The organism is Burkholderia sp. Cy-637 (assembly GCF_011753175.1).
Classification (GTDB): Bacteria; Pseudomonadota; Gammaproteobacteria; order Burkholderiales; family Burkholderiaceae; genus Burkholderia; species Burkholderia gladioli.
Window position 1 is genome coordinate 1 of the sequence record NZ_VWWC01000174.1, and the last position, 14775, is coordinate 14775.

General features: G+C 66.8%; 14 protein-coding genes, 1 tRNA gene and 1 pseudogene. 8 read left to right on the top strand and 8 right to left on the bottom strand.

Going from position 1 to position 14775, the window contains the following annotated elements; translation table 11 throughout:
* Both F3J10_RS29695 and ccsA read right to left on the bottom strand, forming a co-directional pair.
* Positions 1–93: pseudogene (locus F3J10_RS29695) on the bottom strand (deaminase); the annotation flags it as partial.
* Positions 94–106: 13 nt separating this feature from the next.
* Positions 107–1009 carry a cytochrome c biogenesis protein CcsA gene (gene ccsA, locus F3J10_RS29700; RefSeq protein ID WP_025096833.1) on the bottom strand — a complete coding sequence of 301 codons (903 nt, stop codon included), beginning with the start codon at positions 1007–1009 and terminating at the stop codon, positions 107–109.
* An 87-nt stretch (positions 1010–1096) separates the two neighbouring features.
* Here ccsA and ffh point away from each other — a divergent pair, with 87 nt between their 5' ends.
* Together ffh and F3J10_RS29710 are read left to right on the top strand one after the other, a co-directional pair.
* Positions 1097–2464, top strand: a complete 1368-nt coding sequence (gene ffh / locus F3J10_RS29705) for a signal recognition particle protein (RefSeq protein WP_025096834.1) — start codon at positions 1097–1099, stop codon at positions 2462–2464.
* A gap of 142 nt (positions 2465–2606) precedes the next feature.
* Positions 2607–3158: a hypoxanthine-guanine phosphoribosyltransferase gene (locus tag F3J10_RS29710; RefSeq protein WP_025096835.1), complete on the top strand. Its 552-nt coding sequence runs from the start codon at positions 2607–2609 to the stop codon at positions 3156–3158.
* A gap of 100 nt (positions 3159–3258) precedes the next feature.
* Here the strand turns inward: F3J10_RS29710 and F3J10_RS29715 are convergent, their stop codons facing one another.
* Both F3J10_RS29715 and F3J10_RS29720 read right to left on the bottom strand, forming a co-directional pair.
* The gene (locus F3J10_RS29715; protein WP_013696577.1) at positions 3259–3858 is read right to left on the bottom strand and encodes a MarC family protein; all 600 of its coding nucleotides are present in this window, start codon (positions 3856–3858) and stop codon (positions 3259–3261) included.
* A gap of 41 nt (positions 3859–3899) precedes the next feature.
* Positions 3900–5636 (bottom strand): proline--tRNA ligase, encoded by a 1737-nt coding sequence (locus F3J10_RS29720; RefSeq protein ID WP_166915808.1) that lies wholly within the window; start codon positions 5634–5636, stop codon positions 3900–3902.
* Between the two features lie 231 nt (positions 5637–5867).
* On the opposite strand from F3J10_RS29720, the gene F3J10_RS29730 reads away from it, so the two are divergent.
* On the top strand, positions 5868–6503 hold the full coding sequence (locus F3J10_RS29730) for an RNA pyrophosphohydrolase (protein ID WP_013696575.1): 636 nt from the start codon (positions 5868–5870) through the stop codon (positions 6501–6503).
* Between the two features lie 79 nt (positions 6504–6582).
* Positions 6583–7152 carry a CNP1-like family protein gene (locus tag F3J10_RS29735; RefSeq protein WP_025096837.1) on the top strand — a complete coding sequence of 190 codons (570 nt, stop codon included), beginning with the start codon at positions 6583–6585 and terminating at the stop codon, positions 7150–7152.
* 91 nt (positions 7153–7243) lie between these two features.
* Here F3J10_RS29735 and proB read toward each other — a convergent pair whose 3' ends face one another.
* From proB to rplU, 4 genes are all read right to left on the bottom strand, one after another.
* Entirely contained in the window at positions 7244–8362 is a 1119-nt protein-coding gene (gene proB / locus F3J10_RS29740) for a glutamate 5-kinase (protein ID WP_025096838.1), read from the bottom strand.
* Between the two features lie 105 nt (positions 8363–8467).
* Positions 8468–9577, bottom strand: coding sequence for an Obg family GTPase CgtA (gene cgtA / locus F3J10_RS29745; RefSeq protein ID WP_025096839.1), 1110 nt, complete (start codon positions 9575–9577; stop codon positions 8468–8470).
* A 184-nt stretch (positions 9578–9761) separates the two neighbouring features.
* Complete coding sequence (rpmA, locus tag F3J10_RS29750) at positions 9762–10025, bottom strand: 50S ribosomal protein L27 (protein WP_013696571.1); 264 nt, start codon at positions 10023–10025, stop codon at positions 9762–9764.
* 27 nt (positions 10026–10052) lie between these two features.
* The gene (gene rplU / locus F3J10_RS29755; protein WP_004194344.1) at positions 10053–10364 is read right to left on the bottom strand and encodes a 50S ribosomal protein L21; all 312 of its coding nucleotides are present in this window, start codon (positions 10362–10364) and stop codon (positions 10053–10055) included.
* Positions 10365–10740: 376 nt separating this feature from the next.
* Here rplU and F3J10_RS29760 point away from each other — a divergent pair, with 376 nt between their 5' ends.
* The 4 genes from F3J10_RS29760 (at position 10741) to F3J10_RS29775 (ending at position 14698) form a co-directional block, all read left to right on the top strand.
* Positions 10741–11733, top strand: a complete 993-nt coding sequence (locus F3J10_RS29760; RefSeq protein ID WP_036038944.1) for a polyprenyl synthetase family protein — start codon at positions 10741–10743, stop codon at positions 11731–11733.
* A gap of 30 nt (positions 11734–11763) precedes the next feature.
* Positions 11764–11840: transfer RNA gene (locus F3J10_RS29765), tRNA-Pro, on the top strand.
* A gap of 140 nt (positions 11841–11980) precedes the next feature.
* On the top strand, positions 11981–13276 hold the full coding sequence (locus F3J10_RS29770) for an HlyC/CorC family transporter (RefSeq protein ID WP_025096841.1): 1296 nt from the start codon (positions 11981–11983) through the stop codon (positions 13274–13276).
* Between the two features lie 153 nt (positions 13277–13429).
* Positions 13430–14698 (top strand): ATPase, T2SS/T4P/T4SS family, encoded by a 1269-nt coding sequence (locus F3J10_RS29775; protein WP_240155743.1) that lies wholly within the window; start codon positions 13430–13432, stop codon positions 14696–14698.
* Positions 14699–14775: the final 77 nt, after the last annotated feature.

Below are 14775 nucleotides of genomic sequence, written 5' to 3' on the forward strand. Positions count from 1 at the left end.
TATCCTCCTGTTCTTCGCCGGTTCCTGGCGCAGCTTGCGCGCGAGCCAGGAACCGGCGAAGAACAGGAGGATCAGCAGAAGAAGGTTACGCATCGGAATCAGGCCATCAGACCACGGAACGGTGCAGCAGCACCTCGAGCACGAAGCGGCTGCCGACGTAGGCGAGCAACAGCGCGCCGAACGAGACGAGCACCCAGCGCGCGGCACCGCGTCCGCGCCAGCCGGACAGCCGGCGCGCGACGAGGATACCGCCGAACATGAACCACGAGAGGATCGCGAACACCGTCTTGTGGTCGAAGCGCAGCGCGCGCGCGTCGACCTGCTCGCTGAACAGGATGCCCGAGGCGAGCGTCAGCGTGAGCAGGACGAAGCCGGCGCCGATCAGGCGGAACAGCAGCTTCTCGAGCGTGAGCAGCGGCGGCAGCGTCTCCAGCCAGCCGGCCAGGAAACCCGCCGACTCGATCCGGCTACCCTGGCGCAGCGCGTGCAGGCGACGCTCCACCATCAGCATCAGCACCGCGTGCAGGGCCGCGATCGCGAACAATCCATAGGCGATGTTGGCGATCAGGAAGTGCATCTTGAACAATGGCGCGGCCGCATAGGGCAGCACGCGCACGCCGCCGAAGCCGAGCGGCAGCAGCGAGGCCACGCACGCCAGCGGCAGCACCAGCAGGCGCAGGCTGTCGAGCGGGAAGAAGAAGCTCTCGATCCAGTAGATGCCGGCGCCGAGCCAGAACATCGCCGAGAGCGCGAACGCGAAGCCGAACAGCATCGCGTCGTGCGGGAAGATGGTGGCGTGCAGCAGCACGCCGTGCGAGACCAGGGCCGCGAACAGCAGCGCGCGGCCGGTTCCGCTCACCCCGGACGCAGCGGACGGACGCGTCTCGCGCGGCACGGCCGGCACGCTCGCGACCAGCGGCTGCGCCAGGCCGGAACGGTGCGCCCGCCATCCCGCGACGGACAGGCCGCCGTACAGGAGCGCGGTGAGGGCATACAGTACAATATCCATGTTCGAAGTTTACACTAGCCCCCTCGCCTGCGACGGCTGTCAATATAGCCGACGCGCGCCTTCGGGCCCCACTGTCCATCGCTCCCCATGCTCGACAATCTCACCCAACGGATGGCGCACGTCGTCAAGACGCTGCGCGGCGAAGCCCGTCTCACCGAGGCGAACACGCAGGAAATGCTGCGCGAGGTCCGGCTCGCGCTGCTCGAGGCCGACGTCGCGCTGCCCGTGGTCCGCGAATTCATCGCCAAGGTCAAGGAGAAGGCGCTCGGCGAGGAGGTGCTCAGCAGCCTGTCGCCGGGCCAGGCGCTGGTCGCCGTGGTGCAGAAGGAACTGACCGCCGTGATCGGCGGCGACTACGAGGGCAAGGCCGCCGAGCTGAACCTGGCCGTCACGCCGCCGGCCGTCATCCTGATGGCGGGCCTGCAGGGCGCGGGCAAGACCACCACGGTCGGCAAGCTCGCCAAGCTGCTGCGCGACAAGCAGAAGAAGAAGGTGCTGACGGTGTCCTGCGACGTCTACCGTCCCGCCGCGATCGCCCAGCTCAAAACGGTGAGCGAACAGGTCGGCGCCGACTTCTTCGCCTCCACCCCGGACCAGAAGCCGGTCGAGATCGCGCGCGCCGCGCTCGACTGGGCCAAGCGCCACTACCACGACGTGCTGATCGTCGACACGGCCGGCCGCCTCGGTATCGACGAGGCGATGATGAAGGAGATCGCCGAGCTGCACGCGGCGATCAACCCGGCCGAGACGCTGTTCGTGGTCGACGCGATGCTGGGCCAGGATGCCGTCAACACCGCCAAGGCCTTCAACGACGCCCTGCCGCTCACCGGCGTGGTGCTCACCAAGCTCGACGGCGATTCGCGAGGCGGCGCGGCGCTGTCGGTGCGCCATATCACCGGCAAGCCGATCAAGTTCGTCGGCGTGGCCGAGAAGCTCGACGGCCTCGAGGTGTTCCACCCGGACCGGATGGCGAACCGGATCCTCGGCATGGGCGACATCCTCGCCCTGGTCGAGGAGGCGCAGCGCGGCGTCGACATGAAGGCCGCGCAGAAGCTCGCCGACAAGGTCAAGAAGGGCGGCGACTTCGACCTCAACGATTTCCGCGCGCAGATCTCCCAGATGAAGAACATGGGCGGGCTGTCCTCGCTGATGGACAAGCTGCCGGCGCAGTTCCAGCAGGCCGCGGCCGGCGCCAACATGGGCCAGGCCGAGAAGCAGATCCGCCGCATGGAGGGCATCATCAACTCGATGACGCCGGCCGAGCGCGCCAAGCCCGAGCTGATCAAGGCCACCCGCAAGCGCCGCATCGCCGCCGGCGCCGGCGTGCCGGTGCAGGAGGTCAACCGGATGCTGAACCAGTACGACCAGATGCGCACCATGATGAAGAAGCTCAAGGGCGGCAACATGCAGAAGATGATGCGCGGCCTGAAGGGCATGATGCCGGGCCTGCGCTGATACTTTCCCGCCCCCACGCGGCGCGATGCGCGGTATATCCTATTAGCGCATCGCCCGCCGGCCCGAGCGCGGGCCGCCCCGGACGGCCCGCATGCGACCCCGCCGGGCCGTTTCCGATTTTTCCGATCGCACCTCAGAACACATGAACCGCGAAGAAGCTCTCCAGATATTCCAACACTCCGAACAGATCGTCTCCGCCGACGAGGTCAACGCGTCGATCGCCCGGATGGCTTCGGCGATCCGCGCCGAGATCGGCGACGCGTTCCCGCTCGTGCTGTCGGTGATGGGCGGCGCGGCCGTGTTCACGGGCATGCTGCTGCCCCATCTCGACTTCCCGCTCGAGTTCGACTACATCCACCTGACGCGCTATCGCAACACCACCCAGGGCAGCCCCGAGATGCACTGGCGCGTGGCGCCGCGCGAATCGGTGAAGGACCGCATCGTGATCGTGCTCGACGACATCCTCGACGAGGGCGAGACCATGGCAGCGATCCGCGACCGGATCCTCGACATGGGCGCCAAGCGCTTCCTGTCGGCGGTGCTCTGCGAGAAGACGCTGGCCAAGGCCAAGCCGCTGCATCCCGATTTCTGCGGTTTCTCGGTGCCGGATCGCTACGTGTTCGGCTGCGGGATGGACGCCAAGGGCTACTGGCGCAACCTGCCGACGATCCGCGCGCTGACCGCCCAGTTCTGAGCGGCGCGCAGGCGCCTCGCGCCGCAAAACGAAACGGCTCGCGTTTTCACGCGAGCCGTTTTTCATTTGGGATGCAACCGCGATGCGCGTCCGGTGCGATCTACAGTTGATGCACGAAGGCGCGGATGCCGGCCAGGATCATCTCCACCGAGATCGCCACCAGCACCAGCCCCATCAGCCGCTCGAAGGCCATCACGGTGCGCTCGCCGAGCCAGCGCTGGATGCGCTCGGCCAGCACCAGCACGATCGCGCAGACCAGCATCGTCACCGTCAGCGCGCCGACCCACTCCATGGTCTTGCCGGGCGCCTGCGAGGTCAGCAGCATCACGGTGGCCAGCGCCGAGGGGCCGGCCAGGGCGGGAATCGCGAGCGGCACGATGAAGGGCTCGGCGCCGCGCGGATCATTGCCGAAGGCGCCGTCCGGATGCGGGAAGATCATCCGCAGCGCGATCAGGAACAGCACGATCCCGCCGCCGATGCGCAGGGACAGGTCGGTCAGGCTCATCATCCGCAGGAAGCGGTCGCCGACCACCATGAACAGCAGCAGGATGGTGAAGGCGATCGCGATCTCGCGCAGGATCACGCGCACGCGGCGCGGCCCCGGCACATGACGCAGCGCGGCGATGAACAGCGGGATATTGCCGAGCGGATCCGTGATCAGGATCAGCAGCACCGTCGCGGACACGAAGTTGTATTCCATGTTTGACTCCGGCTGCGCGCCGCGACGGTGCGGGCGCCGCTTCAGCGCGCGAGCGCCTCGCGGACCTTCTCGATGACGGTCAGGGCGGCGCCTTCGGCCGGCAACAGGCTGGCTTCGGTATCGCGGCGGCCCTGGTACTCGATCTTGCCATCCTTCAGGCCGCGCTCGCCGATCACCAGGCGATGCGGCACGCCGATCAGTTCCCAGTCGGCGAACATCACGCCCGGACGCTCGCCGCGATCGTCGAGGATCACGTCGATGCCGGCCGCGAGCAAGTCCGCGTGGAGCTGGTCGGCGGCATTGCGCACCGCCTCGCTGCGGTCATAGCCCATCGGACAGAGCACCACCTCGAACGGGGCGATCGATTCGGGCCAGATGATGCCCTTGTCGTCGAAGTTCTGTTCGATCGCGGCGCCGAGGATCCGCGTGATGCCGATCCCGTAGCAGCCCATCTCCATCGGCTGGGGCTTGCCGCCCTCGTCGAGGAAGGTCGAGCCCATCGCCTTCGAATACTTGGTGCCGAGCTGGAACACGTGGCCGACCTCGATGCCGCGGCAGATGTCGAGCACGCCCTTGCCGTCCGGCGAGGGATCGCCCTTCTGCACGTTGCGCAGGTCGGCGACTTCCGGTTCCGGCAGGTCGCGGCCCCAATTCACGCCGGCGATGTGGTAATCGACCTCGTTGGCACCGACCACGAAATCGCTCATGTTGGCGACCGTGCGATCGGCGATCACCTTGACCGGCTTCCGGGTACCGATCGGACCCAGGTAGCCCGGCGGCGTGCCGAACCATTCGACGATCTCGGCTTCGGTCGCCATCCGGTGGCCGGCCAGGCCCGGCAGCCTGGAGGCCTTGATCTCGTTGAGATCGTGGTCGCCGCGCAGCATCAGCAGCCAGATGGTGGGCTCGGCGCCCTCGTTCTCGGTGGCGACGATGATCGACTTGATGGTGCGTGCCAGGGGGATGTCGAGCAGTTCCGCGACCGCCTCGCACTTGGCCTTGCCGGGCGTGGCGACCTTGGCCATCGCCTCGGCCGGCGCCGCGCGGCTGGCGATCAGCGGCAGCGCCTCGGCGGCCTCGACGTTGGCGGCGAACTCCGAGCTCGGGCAGTAGGCGATCGCGTCCTCGCCGGTGTCGGCGATCACGTGGAACTCATGCGAGCCGCTGCCGCCGATCGAGCCGTTGTCGGCCGCCACCGCGCGGAACTCCAGGCCGATGCGCGTGAACACGCGCACATAGGCGTCGTACATCTTGCGATACGACTCCTTGAGGCCGGCCTGGTCCTTGTCGAAGGAATAGGCGTCCTTCATGATGAATTCGCGCCCGCGCATCACGCCGAAGCGCGGACGGATCTCGTCGCGGAACTTGGTCTGGATCTGGTAGAAGTTCACCGGCATCTGCCGGTAGCTCTTGATCTGGTTGCGCGCGATGTCGGTGATCACTTCCTCGTGCGTCGGCCCGATCACGAAGTCGTTGTCCTTGCGGTCCTTGATGCGCAGCAGCTCGGGGCCGTATTGCTCCCAGCGCCCCGATTCCTGCCAGAGCTCGGCCGGCTGCACCGCCGGCATCAGCAGTTCGATCGCGCCTGCCCGGTTCATCTCCTCGCGCACGATCGCCTCGACCTTGCGGATCGAGCGCAGGCCGACCGGCAGATAGTTGTAGATGCCGCCGGCGACGCGGCGAATCATGCCGGCGCGCACCATCAGCTTGTGGCTGACGATCTCGGCGTCGGCGGGAGCTTCCTTCAGGGTGCCGATAAAGAAACGGGAGGCTTTCATGCGGACAGTTCCAGAAACGACGGCCCAATCCGGGCCGCCAGAAAAAGGCGAAATGGGGTGGATGATCATGCGCGACGAGCGACCAGCAGGCGCTTGCGGCACAGATGACTTAGCAGACTAATCAGGGACAGTGTAGCTGACGCAGCTCGCCGAGATTCGGTCCGTTGCGGTGCGCGGCGCCCGTTATCTGTTTATAATCAAAGCAATTTTAAAGGATTCGAAGGTGGTTGTATGCTGGATCGTGAAGGCTTTCGCCCGAACGTCGGCATCATCCTGCTGAACGCGCACAATGAGGTGTTTTGGGGCAAACGGCTTCGTGAGCATTCCTGGCAATTTCCGCAAGGGGGCATCAAGTATGGTGAGACCCCGATGCAGGCGATGTTCCGGGAACTGCATGAGGAAACCGGCCTGCTCCCCGAGCACGTCAAGATCATCGGTCGCACGCGCGACTGGTTGCGTTACGAGGTGCCTGACAAGTTCATCAAGCGCGAGGTCCGCGGGCATTATCGCGGACAGAAGCAGATCTGGTTTCTGCTGCGGATGGTCGGACGCGACTGCGACATTTGTCTGCGTGCCACCGACCACCCGGAGTTCGACGCCTGGCGCTGGAACGAGTACTGGGTGCCGCTCGACGCGGTGATCGAGTTCAAGCGGGATGTGTATCAGTTGGCGTTGACGGAACTGTCGCGCTTCCTGCGCCGGCCGGCGCAGCGGCCCGACAGCAACAAGGTGCGCGCCCTGCGGGCGACGCGCTATCCTCGCGTGATCGGCTCCCAGCCGTTCGACGCTTCGCAGGTCTGTTCCGAAGTCGAGCCGGGCGCCAGCGCGCTCGACGAGACGCCGGGCGGTTTCCTGCTGCGCGACTGATCCCGGCCGACCGGGGTAGGAATCGAGGCATGTCCGGGCGCGGCAGCGTTTGCCGCGCCCTTTTTTCGAGGTGTGCAATTTGAAATCGTTCGCTTTCGCCGCGGCGTCGCTCGCCGCGGTTGCCGTGCTGGCCGGCTGCGCCCATTCCAAGACATCGAGCGAGCCGTCCAACAAGGACGACAGCGCGTTCGTCTACCTGCTCGACCGCCAGCCCAGCTGGAAGGAAAACACGGTCGATACGCTCCCGCCCCTGCCGCAGCCGTCCAACCTGCTGCCCTTCGAGGTCTCCCAGAACACGCCGCTGAAGTTCTTCGTCGATGCCAGCTCGCTGAGCGTGGGCACCGACGGCATCGTCCGCTACACCTCGGTGATCACCAGCCCGGCCGGCGCGCGCAACGTGATCTACGAAGGAATCCGCTGCGACACCTACGAATGGCGCCAGTACGCGGCGCTGGACGCCGACCACAACGGCTGGGACCGCACCGTCGAGACCGACTGGCAGCGCATCGAGAACGGCAACCTGAATGCCTATCGCGCCGCGCTCTACCAGGATTACTTCTGCTCGAACAAGATGCCGGCCGCCAAGACCAGCACCATCATCGACAACCTGCGCGCCCATCGCACCATCCTGAACCAGCAGGTGCGCTGAGACACCGCCGATCGAGCGACTACCGCTTGCTCAATGAAAAAGCCCGCGCGGGATATCCCGCGCGGGCTTTTTTACTGGGGCGCGAGCTGCCTCAGACCAGGACTAGATTGTCGCGATGGATCAGCTCGGGCTCGAGCATGTAGCCGAGCACCGTCTCGATCTCGCCGCTCGGCTTGCGCTGGATCAGCTTGGTTTCGGCACTGCTGTAGTTCGTCAGGCCGCGCGCGATCTCGCGACCGGCATCGTTGACGCAGGCGATCACCTCGCCGCGCGCGAACACGCCCTGCACCGCGACGATGCCGATCGGCAGCAGGCTCTTGCCGCCGGCCGTCAGCTTCTCGACCGCGCCGGCGTCGATCACCACGTGGCCGCGCACCTGCAGGTGGTCGGCCATCCATTGCTTGCGCGCGGCCATGCGCGCGGTGCGCGCGATCAGCTGGGTGCCGATCGCCTCGCCGGCGGCCAGCCGCACCAGCACCTCGGTCTCGCGGCCGCTCGCGATCACCGTATTGGCGCCGCTGTGCGCGGCACGCTTGGCGGCCAGGATCTTGGTCAGCATGCCGCCGCGGCCCAGGCTCGAGCCGGCGCCGCCGGCCATCGCCTCGAGTTCGGGCGCGCCCGCATCGGCTTCCTGCACCAGGGTGGCGGCCGGGTCCTTGCGCGGATCGGCGGTAAACAGGCCCGACTGGTCGGTCAGGATCACCAGCGCATCGCCCTCGATCAGGTTCGCGACCAGCGCGCCGAGCGTGTCGTTGTCGCCGAACTTGATTTCGTCGGTGACCACCGTGTCGTTCTCGTTGATGATCGGCACCACGCCCAGGCGCAGCAGCGTCAGCAGGGTCGAGCGCGCGTTGAGGTAGCGTTCGCGGTCGGCCAGGTCGGCGTGGGTCAGCAGGATCTGCGCGGTACGGATGCCGTGCTCGGCGAAGCGGCTCTCGTAGACCTGCGCGAGCCCCATCTGGCCGACCGCGGCGGCGGCCTGCAACTCGTCGATCTCGCGTGGCCGCTTGCTCCAGCCGAGCCGCTGCATGCCCTCGGCGATCGCGCCCGAGCTGACCAGCACGACCTCCTTGCCGGCCTCGCGCAGGGCCGCGATCTGCGCCGCCCAACGGCCGATCGCCGCATGATCGAGCCCGCGCCCGTCGTTGGTGACGAGGCTGGAACCCACCTTCACAACCAATCGCTTCGAATCGGCGATGATCGAACGCATCGTGCGCTAACTCCTGTCAGTGAAGCGCAATCCAAATCGGGATGCGACGGGCGCGAGCCCGCCGCCCGAGCCGGGCACGGCGGCGGCATGCGCCGCCGGCGGCCTTCAGTCCGCCTCGGACTTCGACGGCGCGGCGCCGCCCGGCGTCTCGCGAAAACGCACGTCGGCGGCCAGGTCCTCGGCCTCGGAGGCGCGATGCGCATCCGAATGCTCGGTGAGATAGTCGTAGACGGCGTAGACGAGGTTATCGCAGCCCTGCCCGGTCAGCGCCGAGATCTCGAACACCGGGCCATCCCAGCCGAAGCGGCGGATGAAATCCGCGACGCGCTCGGCGCGCTCGTCCTCGGGCACCATGTCGAGCTTGTTCAGCACCAGCCAGCGCGGCTTCTCGTAGAGCGATTCGTCGTACTTGCGCAGCTCGCCGACGATGGCCGTCGCCTCGGCGACCGGATCGACGTTCTCGTCGAAGGGCGCAAGGTCGACCAGGTGCAGCAGCACGCCGGTGCGCTGGAGGTGGCGCAGGAACTGGTGGCCGAGGCCCGCGCCTTCGGCGGCGCCCTCGATCAGCCCCGGGATGTCGGCGATTACGAAGCTCTTGCTCGGGCCCACACGTACCACGCCGAGGTTCGGCGCGAGCGTGGTGAACGGGTAGTCGGCGATCTTCGGCTTGGCGTTGGACACCGAGGAAATGAAGGTCGACTTGCCCGCGTTGGGCATGCCGAGTAGGCCGACGTCGGCCAGCACCTTCAGCTCGAGCTTCACCATGCGGCGCTCGCCGGGCTTGCCGTCGGTCTTCTGCCGCGGCGCGCGATTGGTGCTCGACTTGAAGTGCAGGTTGCCGAGGCCGCCCGCGCCGCCTTCGGCCACCAGCACCTTCTGCTCGTGCTCGGTCAGGTCGGCGATCAGCTCGCCGGTATCCATGTCGGTGATCACGGTGCCGACCGGCATGCGCAGCGTGATGTCGTCGCCGCCCTTGCCGTAGCAATCCGAGCCGCGCCCGTTCTCGCCGTTGCGCGCCAGGTGTTTCTTCGCGAACCGGTAGTCGATCAGCGTGTTGATGTTGCGATCGGCGACCGCATAGACGCTGCCGCCGCGGCCGCCGTCGCCGCCGTCCGGCCCGCCGAACGGAACGAACTTCTCGCGGCGCATCGACGCGCTGCCATCACCTCCGTTCCCGGCGATGACTTCGATTCGCGCTTCGTCAATGAACTTCATCCGTTGCTCCGCCCAGAATTTGAACCAATATTGTGCCGCGTGCCGCCGCGCTTGACCAATCCGCCCCGGGGGCCAGGTCGAGCCGGACCGGGCCGGCCAGGCCGCGCGCGCCATCGCGCAAATGAAAAAGGCCCCGCGTGTTCCGCGGGGCCTTTGAGGCTATGAAGCCCGAACCGGCGAAAACTTACGCAGCGGCCGGAACGACGATAACCGTGTGCTTGCGGGCTGCGCCCTTGGTCGCGAACTTAACGTGACCATCGACCAGCGCGAACAGCGTGTGGTCCTTGCCGATGCCGACGTTTTCGCCCGGGTGCATGCGCGTGCCGCGCTGACGGACGATGATGCCACCGGCATTGATTGCCTGGCCGCCGTAAACCTTCACGCCGAGGCGCTTCGATTCGGAGTCGCGGCCGTTGCGGGAAGACCCGCCTGCCTTTTTGTGTGCCATTTGATAGCTCCTTTACCGTCTTGGCGCTTACGCGTTGATCGCGTCGATGCGCAGTTCGGTGTAGTTCTGGCGGTGGCCGCCGTGCTTTTGGTAGTGCTTCCGGCGACGCATCTTGAAGATGGTGACCTTGGCATGACGACCGTGGGAGACAACGGTAGCCTTGACGGAAGCCCCACTGACCAGCGGCGTACCGAACTGAATCGATTCGCCTTCGCCTACCGCGAGAACCTGGTCGAGCGTGATTTCTGCGTCAATGTCTGCCGGTATCTGTTCTACTTTGAGTTTTTCGCCGACGGCAACCTTGTACTGCTTGCCACCGGTTTTTATGACCGCGTACATTGAGAACCTCACTCTGGATCTGTTTTTCCATGCACCGCGCACGGAAAACGCGTGATTATACAGAGAGTTAGCAGTCAGGTCAAAATCTATCGTCGACGCGACTCGCGGGGCCGTTTCCGGCGGTGGATTCGCAGCCCGGGCGCGTCCTCGCTTCGATGCAGCCCGGTAGCCGGCAGCGGCCCCTCGCGGCCCGCCGAGCAAGGCGCCGGGGCTGGTGTCACCCGGTGCGGCGCGGTCTCGTCGGGTGTCGCCGACGCGCCGCCGCGGGCCGTGATCGCACCACACATCGGCGCGCAAAACCGGCCATCCGGCAGGCGCCGGCCCGGCGCGGCGCCGAATCGCCTTATAATCCGGCGCACTACCCAATTCCATGATCATGTCGTCCACTGCCTCCCCTTCCCTGAGCGCTGCCCAACTGCTGGCCCCGATCGTCGACGATATGGAGCAGGTCAACCGCGTGATTCGGCACAGCCTGTCGTCCGACGTGCTGCTGATCAACCAGATCGCGGAATACATCATCGGCGCGGGCGGCAAGCGGCTGCGGCCTGCCCTGCTGCTGCTCGTCGCGGGCGCGCTGGGCGACGGCTCGAGCCATCGCCACACGCTGGCCGCCGTCGTCGAGTTCATCCATACCGCGACGCTGCTGCACGACGACGTGGTCGACGAATCGGAACTGCGGCGCGGCCGCAAGACCGCCAACGCGCTGTTCGGCAACGCCGCCAGCGTGCTGGTCGGCGACTATCTCTACTCGCGCTCGTTCGAGATGATGGTCGGTGTCGGCAAGATGCGCGTGATGGAGATCCTCTCGGAGGCGACCACCATCATCTCCGAGGGCGAGGTGCTGCAACTGCTCAACATGCATGACGCCGACGTCGACGAATCGCGCTACATGCAGGTGATCCGCTACAAGACGGCCAAGCTGTTCGAGGCCTCGGCGCGGCTGGGCGCCGTGCTGGCCGGCGCGGACGCGAGCACCGAGGCCGCCGCCGCCGAATACGGCCGCCGCATCGGCACCGCCTTCCAGATCATGGACGATTGGCTCGACTACGCGGGCACCGCCGAATCGATGGGCAAGAACGCCGGCGACGACCTGCGCGAAGGCAAGCCGACGCTGCCGCTGATCCACCTGCTTGAGCACGGCACGCCCGAGCAGCAGGCGCTGGCGCGCGAGGCCATCGAGCAGGGCGGCACCGATCGCTTCGAGACGATCTTCGAGGCGATCACGCGTTCGGGGGCGCTCGACCACACGCTGGAATGCGCGCGTCAGGAAGCCCAGGCCGCGGCCGATGCAATTTTTTCGTTTCCCTCTTCCATTTTCAAAAACTCGCTGCTAGAATTATGTTCTTACTCGACGACACGAAAGTCTTGAAAGAGACGGAAGTGGCAGAAGAGTCCAATTCGGGGTGTAGCTTAGCCTGGTAGAGCGCTACGTTCGGGACGTAGAGGCCGGAGGTTCGAATCCTCTCACCCCGACCAGAATTGCAAAAACCGCGCAGTCACTGCGCGGTTTTTTTTCGCCTGTCGCCGGCGAAGCACGGCAGCCGGCCCGTCACGAGCGGCACCCGCCCCTCTGCTATAGTCATTCCCATTCCTGACCCTGACCGACCCCGATCCGAGTGGACCACATTCCCTTATGGGCGCAAATCTGCGCCGTCTTTGTCCTGCTCCTCTGCTCCAGCTTCTTCTCGATCTCCGAAACGGCCATGATGGCGCTCAACCGCCATCGGCTGAAACTGCTCGCCGGCCAGAACGCGCTCGGCGCGAAGACCACCCAGCGCCTGCTGTCGCGCACCGACACGCTGCTCAGCGTGATCCTGATCGGCAACAACCTGTTCAACACCATCATCCCGGTGCTGACCACCTCGATCGCGCTGCGCACCTTCGGCCACGACAACCTGGTGCTGTCGATCGCGACCGGCATCGTCGCCTTCCTGATCATCGTGTTCGCGGAAATCACGCCGAAGATCGTCGGCGCGACCTATCCCGAGCGCATCGCGCTGCCGGCCAGCCTGGTGATCGCGCCGCTGATGCGCGTCATGAAACCGGTGATCTGGTTCGTCAACCAGCTCGCCAACGGCATCTTGCGCATGCTGCGCATCAATACCCAGGGCGATCGCGACCAGCGCTTCTCGCCCGAGGAACTGCGCTCGATCGTGCTCGAATCCGGCAGCTTCATGCCGACCAAGCACCGCAGCATCCTGCTGAACCTGTTCGACCTCGAGAACATCACCGTGGACGACGTGATGATTCCGCGCCGCCAGATCGAGTCGCTGAACTTCGACGCCCCGCTCGACGACATCCTCCACCAGCTGGAGACCTGCTACCACAACCGGCTGATCGTCTACCAGGGCGATATCGACCAGGTGCTCGGCGTGCTGCACGTGCGCAAGACGCTGACCGCGCTGCACAACCAGGAACTCGACCGCGACACGCTGCGCGGCCTGCTGGCCGAGCCTTATTACGTGCCCTCGGGCACGCCGGTGTTCCAGCAGCTCCAGTATTTCCAGGAAAGCCGGCAGCGCACCGCGCTGGTGGTCAACGAATACGGCGAACTGGAAGGGCTGCTCACGCCCGAGGACATCATCGAGGAGCTGATCGGCGAGTTCACCACCTCCACGCCGAACGGCGGCAGCTCGCGCGGCGGCTGGAACGCCAGCGGCGAATGCATCGTCGCCGGCAGCATCCCGCTGCGCGAACTGAACCGCTGGCTGCACCTGAGCTTGCCGACCAAGGGGCCGAAGACGCTCAACGGGCTGATCCTCGAGATCCTCGAGGAGATTCCCGACGGCGACGTCTGCATGAAGATCGGCGACGTGATGCTCGAGGTGATGCGCAGCGACGACCAGGCCGTGCGCACCGTCAAGCTGTTCAAGCCGCGCACCACGCGCGGCGCGCGCGCCCTGCTGCGCTGAAGCCGGCCCGCGCCGCCGTGAGCAGCGGCGCCGGGCTCTCTCGCCGGCGGCCGCGCCACCGCGCACTGGCCATCCGGCCGACTGCCGCGTCCCGCCCGGCCGCGCGATGATCGTTTCATCGTGATTCGCAGGCGGCCGCGAGGCCGGTCCCCGATGTCCACTCCCTTGCCCCTGGCGCCGCTTCCTTCCCTCGCCGCCGACACGGCATCCACGGCCGCGGCCGGCGACGCGCCGGTGGTCGCGCTGGTCAACGAGATCCTCAAGGCCGCCACCGCGCGCGACGCCTCCGACATCCATATCGAACCGGCCGAGCACGGCTGGCGCGTGCGATTGCGCATCGACGGCGCGCTCCATCCGTTCGCCGCGCCGCCCGCGCACCTGCGCGACGGCGTGGTCACGCGCCTGAAGGTGCTGTCGCGCCTGGACATCGCCGAGCGGCGCGTGCCGCAGGACGGCCGCCTGCGCATCGCCCTCGCGCCGGGCCTGACGGGCGACTACCGCGTCAGCTCGCTGCCCACGCTGCACGGCGAGAAGCTGGTGCTGCGCCGCCTCGACACGCTGCCGGCCGATCTGTCGCTATCCTCGCTCGGCTTCGATGCGCGGCAGGCCGGCGCGCTCGAAGCAGCCGTCGCCGCGCCGCACGGGCTGGTGCTGGTGACTGGGCCGACCGGCAGCGGCAAGACCGTCACGCTCTATTGCTGTTTGCAGGGGCTCAATCTCGCCTCGCGCAATCTCTGCACCATCGAGGATCCGGCCGAGCTGCAACTCGATGGACTGAACCAGGTCAATGTGCGCGACAAGGCCGGCCTGAGCTTCGCGGTCGCGCTGCGCGCCTTCCTGCGCCAGGATCCGGACGTGATCATGGTCGGCGAGATCCGTGACGCCGAAACCGCCGACGTGGCGCTGAAGGCCGCGCAGACCGGCCACCTGGTGTTGTCGACGCTGCATACCAACGACGCGCCGGGCGCGATCGCGCGACTGCTCGACATCGGCGTGGCGCCCTATCACATCGCCGCGGCGCTGAGGATCGTCACCGCCCAGCGCCTGGTGCGCCGGCTCTGCGCCGCATGCCGCCGGCCTTCGCGCGAGTCGATCCCGGCCCTGCTCGCGGCCGGCCTCGATCCGGCCCGGCTCGAAGACGGCTGGCGCCCCTTCGTCGCGGCCGGTTGCGAGGCCTGTCATGGCATCGGCTATCGCGGCCGGATCGGCCTGCATCAGGTGATGGCGGTTTCCGACACGCTGCGCGAGCGGATCGTCGCCCGCGCGGGCAGCCTCGCGCTCACGCGCCAGGCGCAGGCCGACGGCATGCGCTCGCTGCGCGAGGCCGCCCTGGCTCGCGTGCACGACGGCAGCACCAGCCTCGACGAGGCCTGCGCGGCCGCCGTCACGGGCAAACAATCAATGGATGGACGAGCGCAATGATGTTGAACACGTTAACGATGACCGAGGCACAAGAGCAGGACGCGCGCGCCAAGGCGTTCTATCTGATCAAGAAGTGG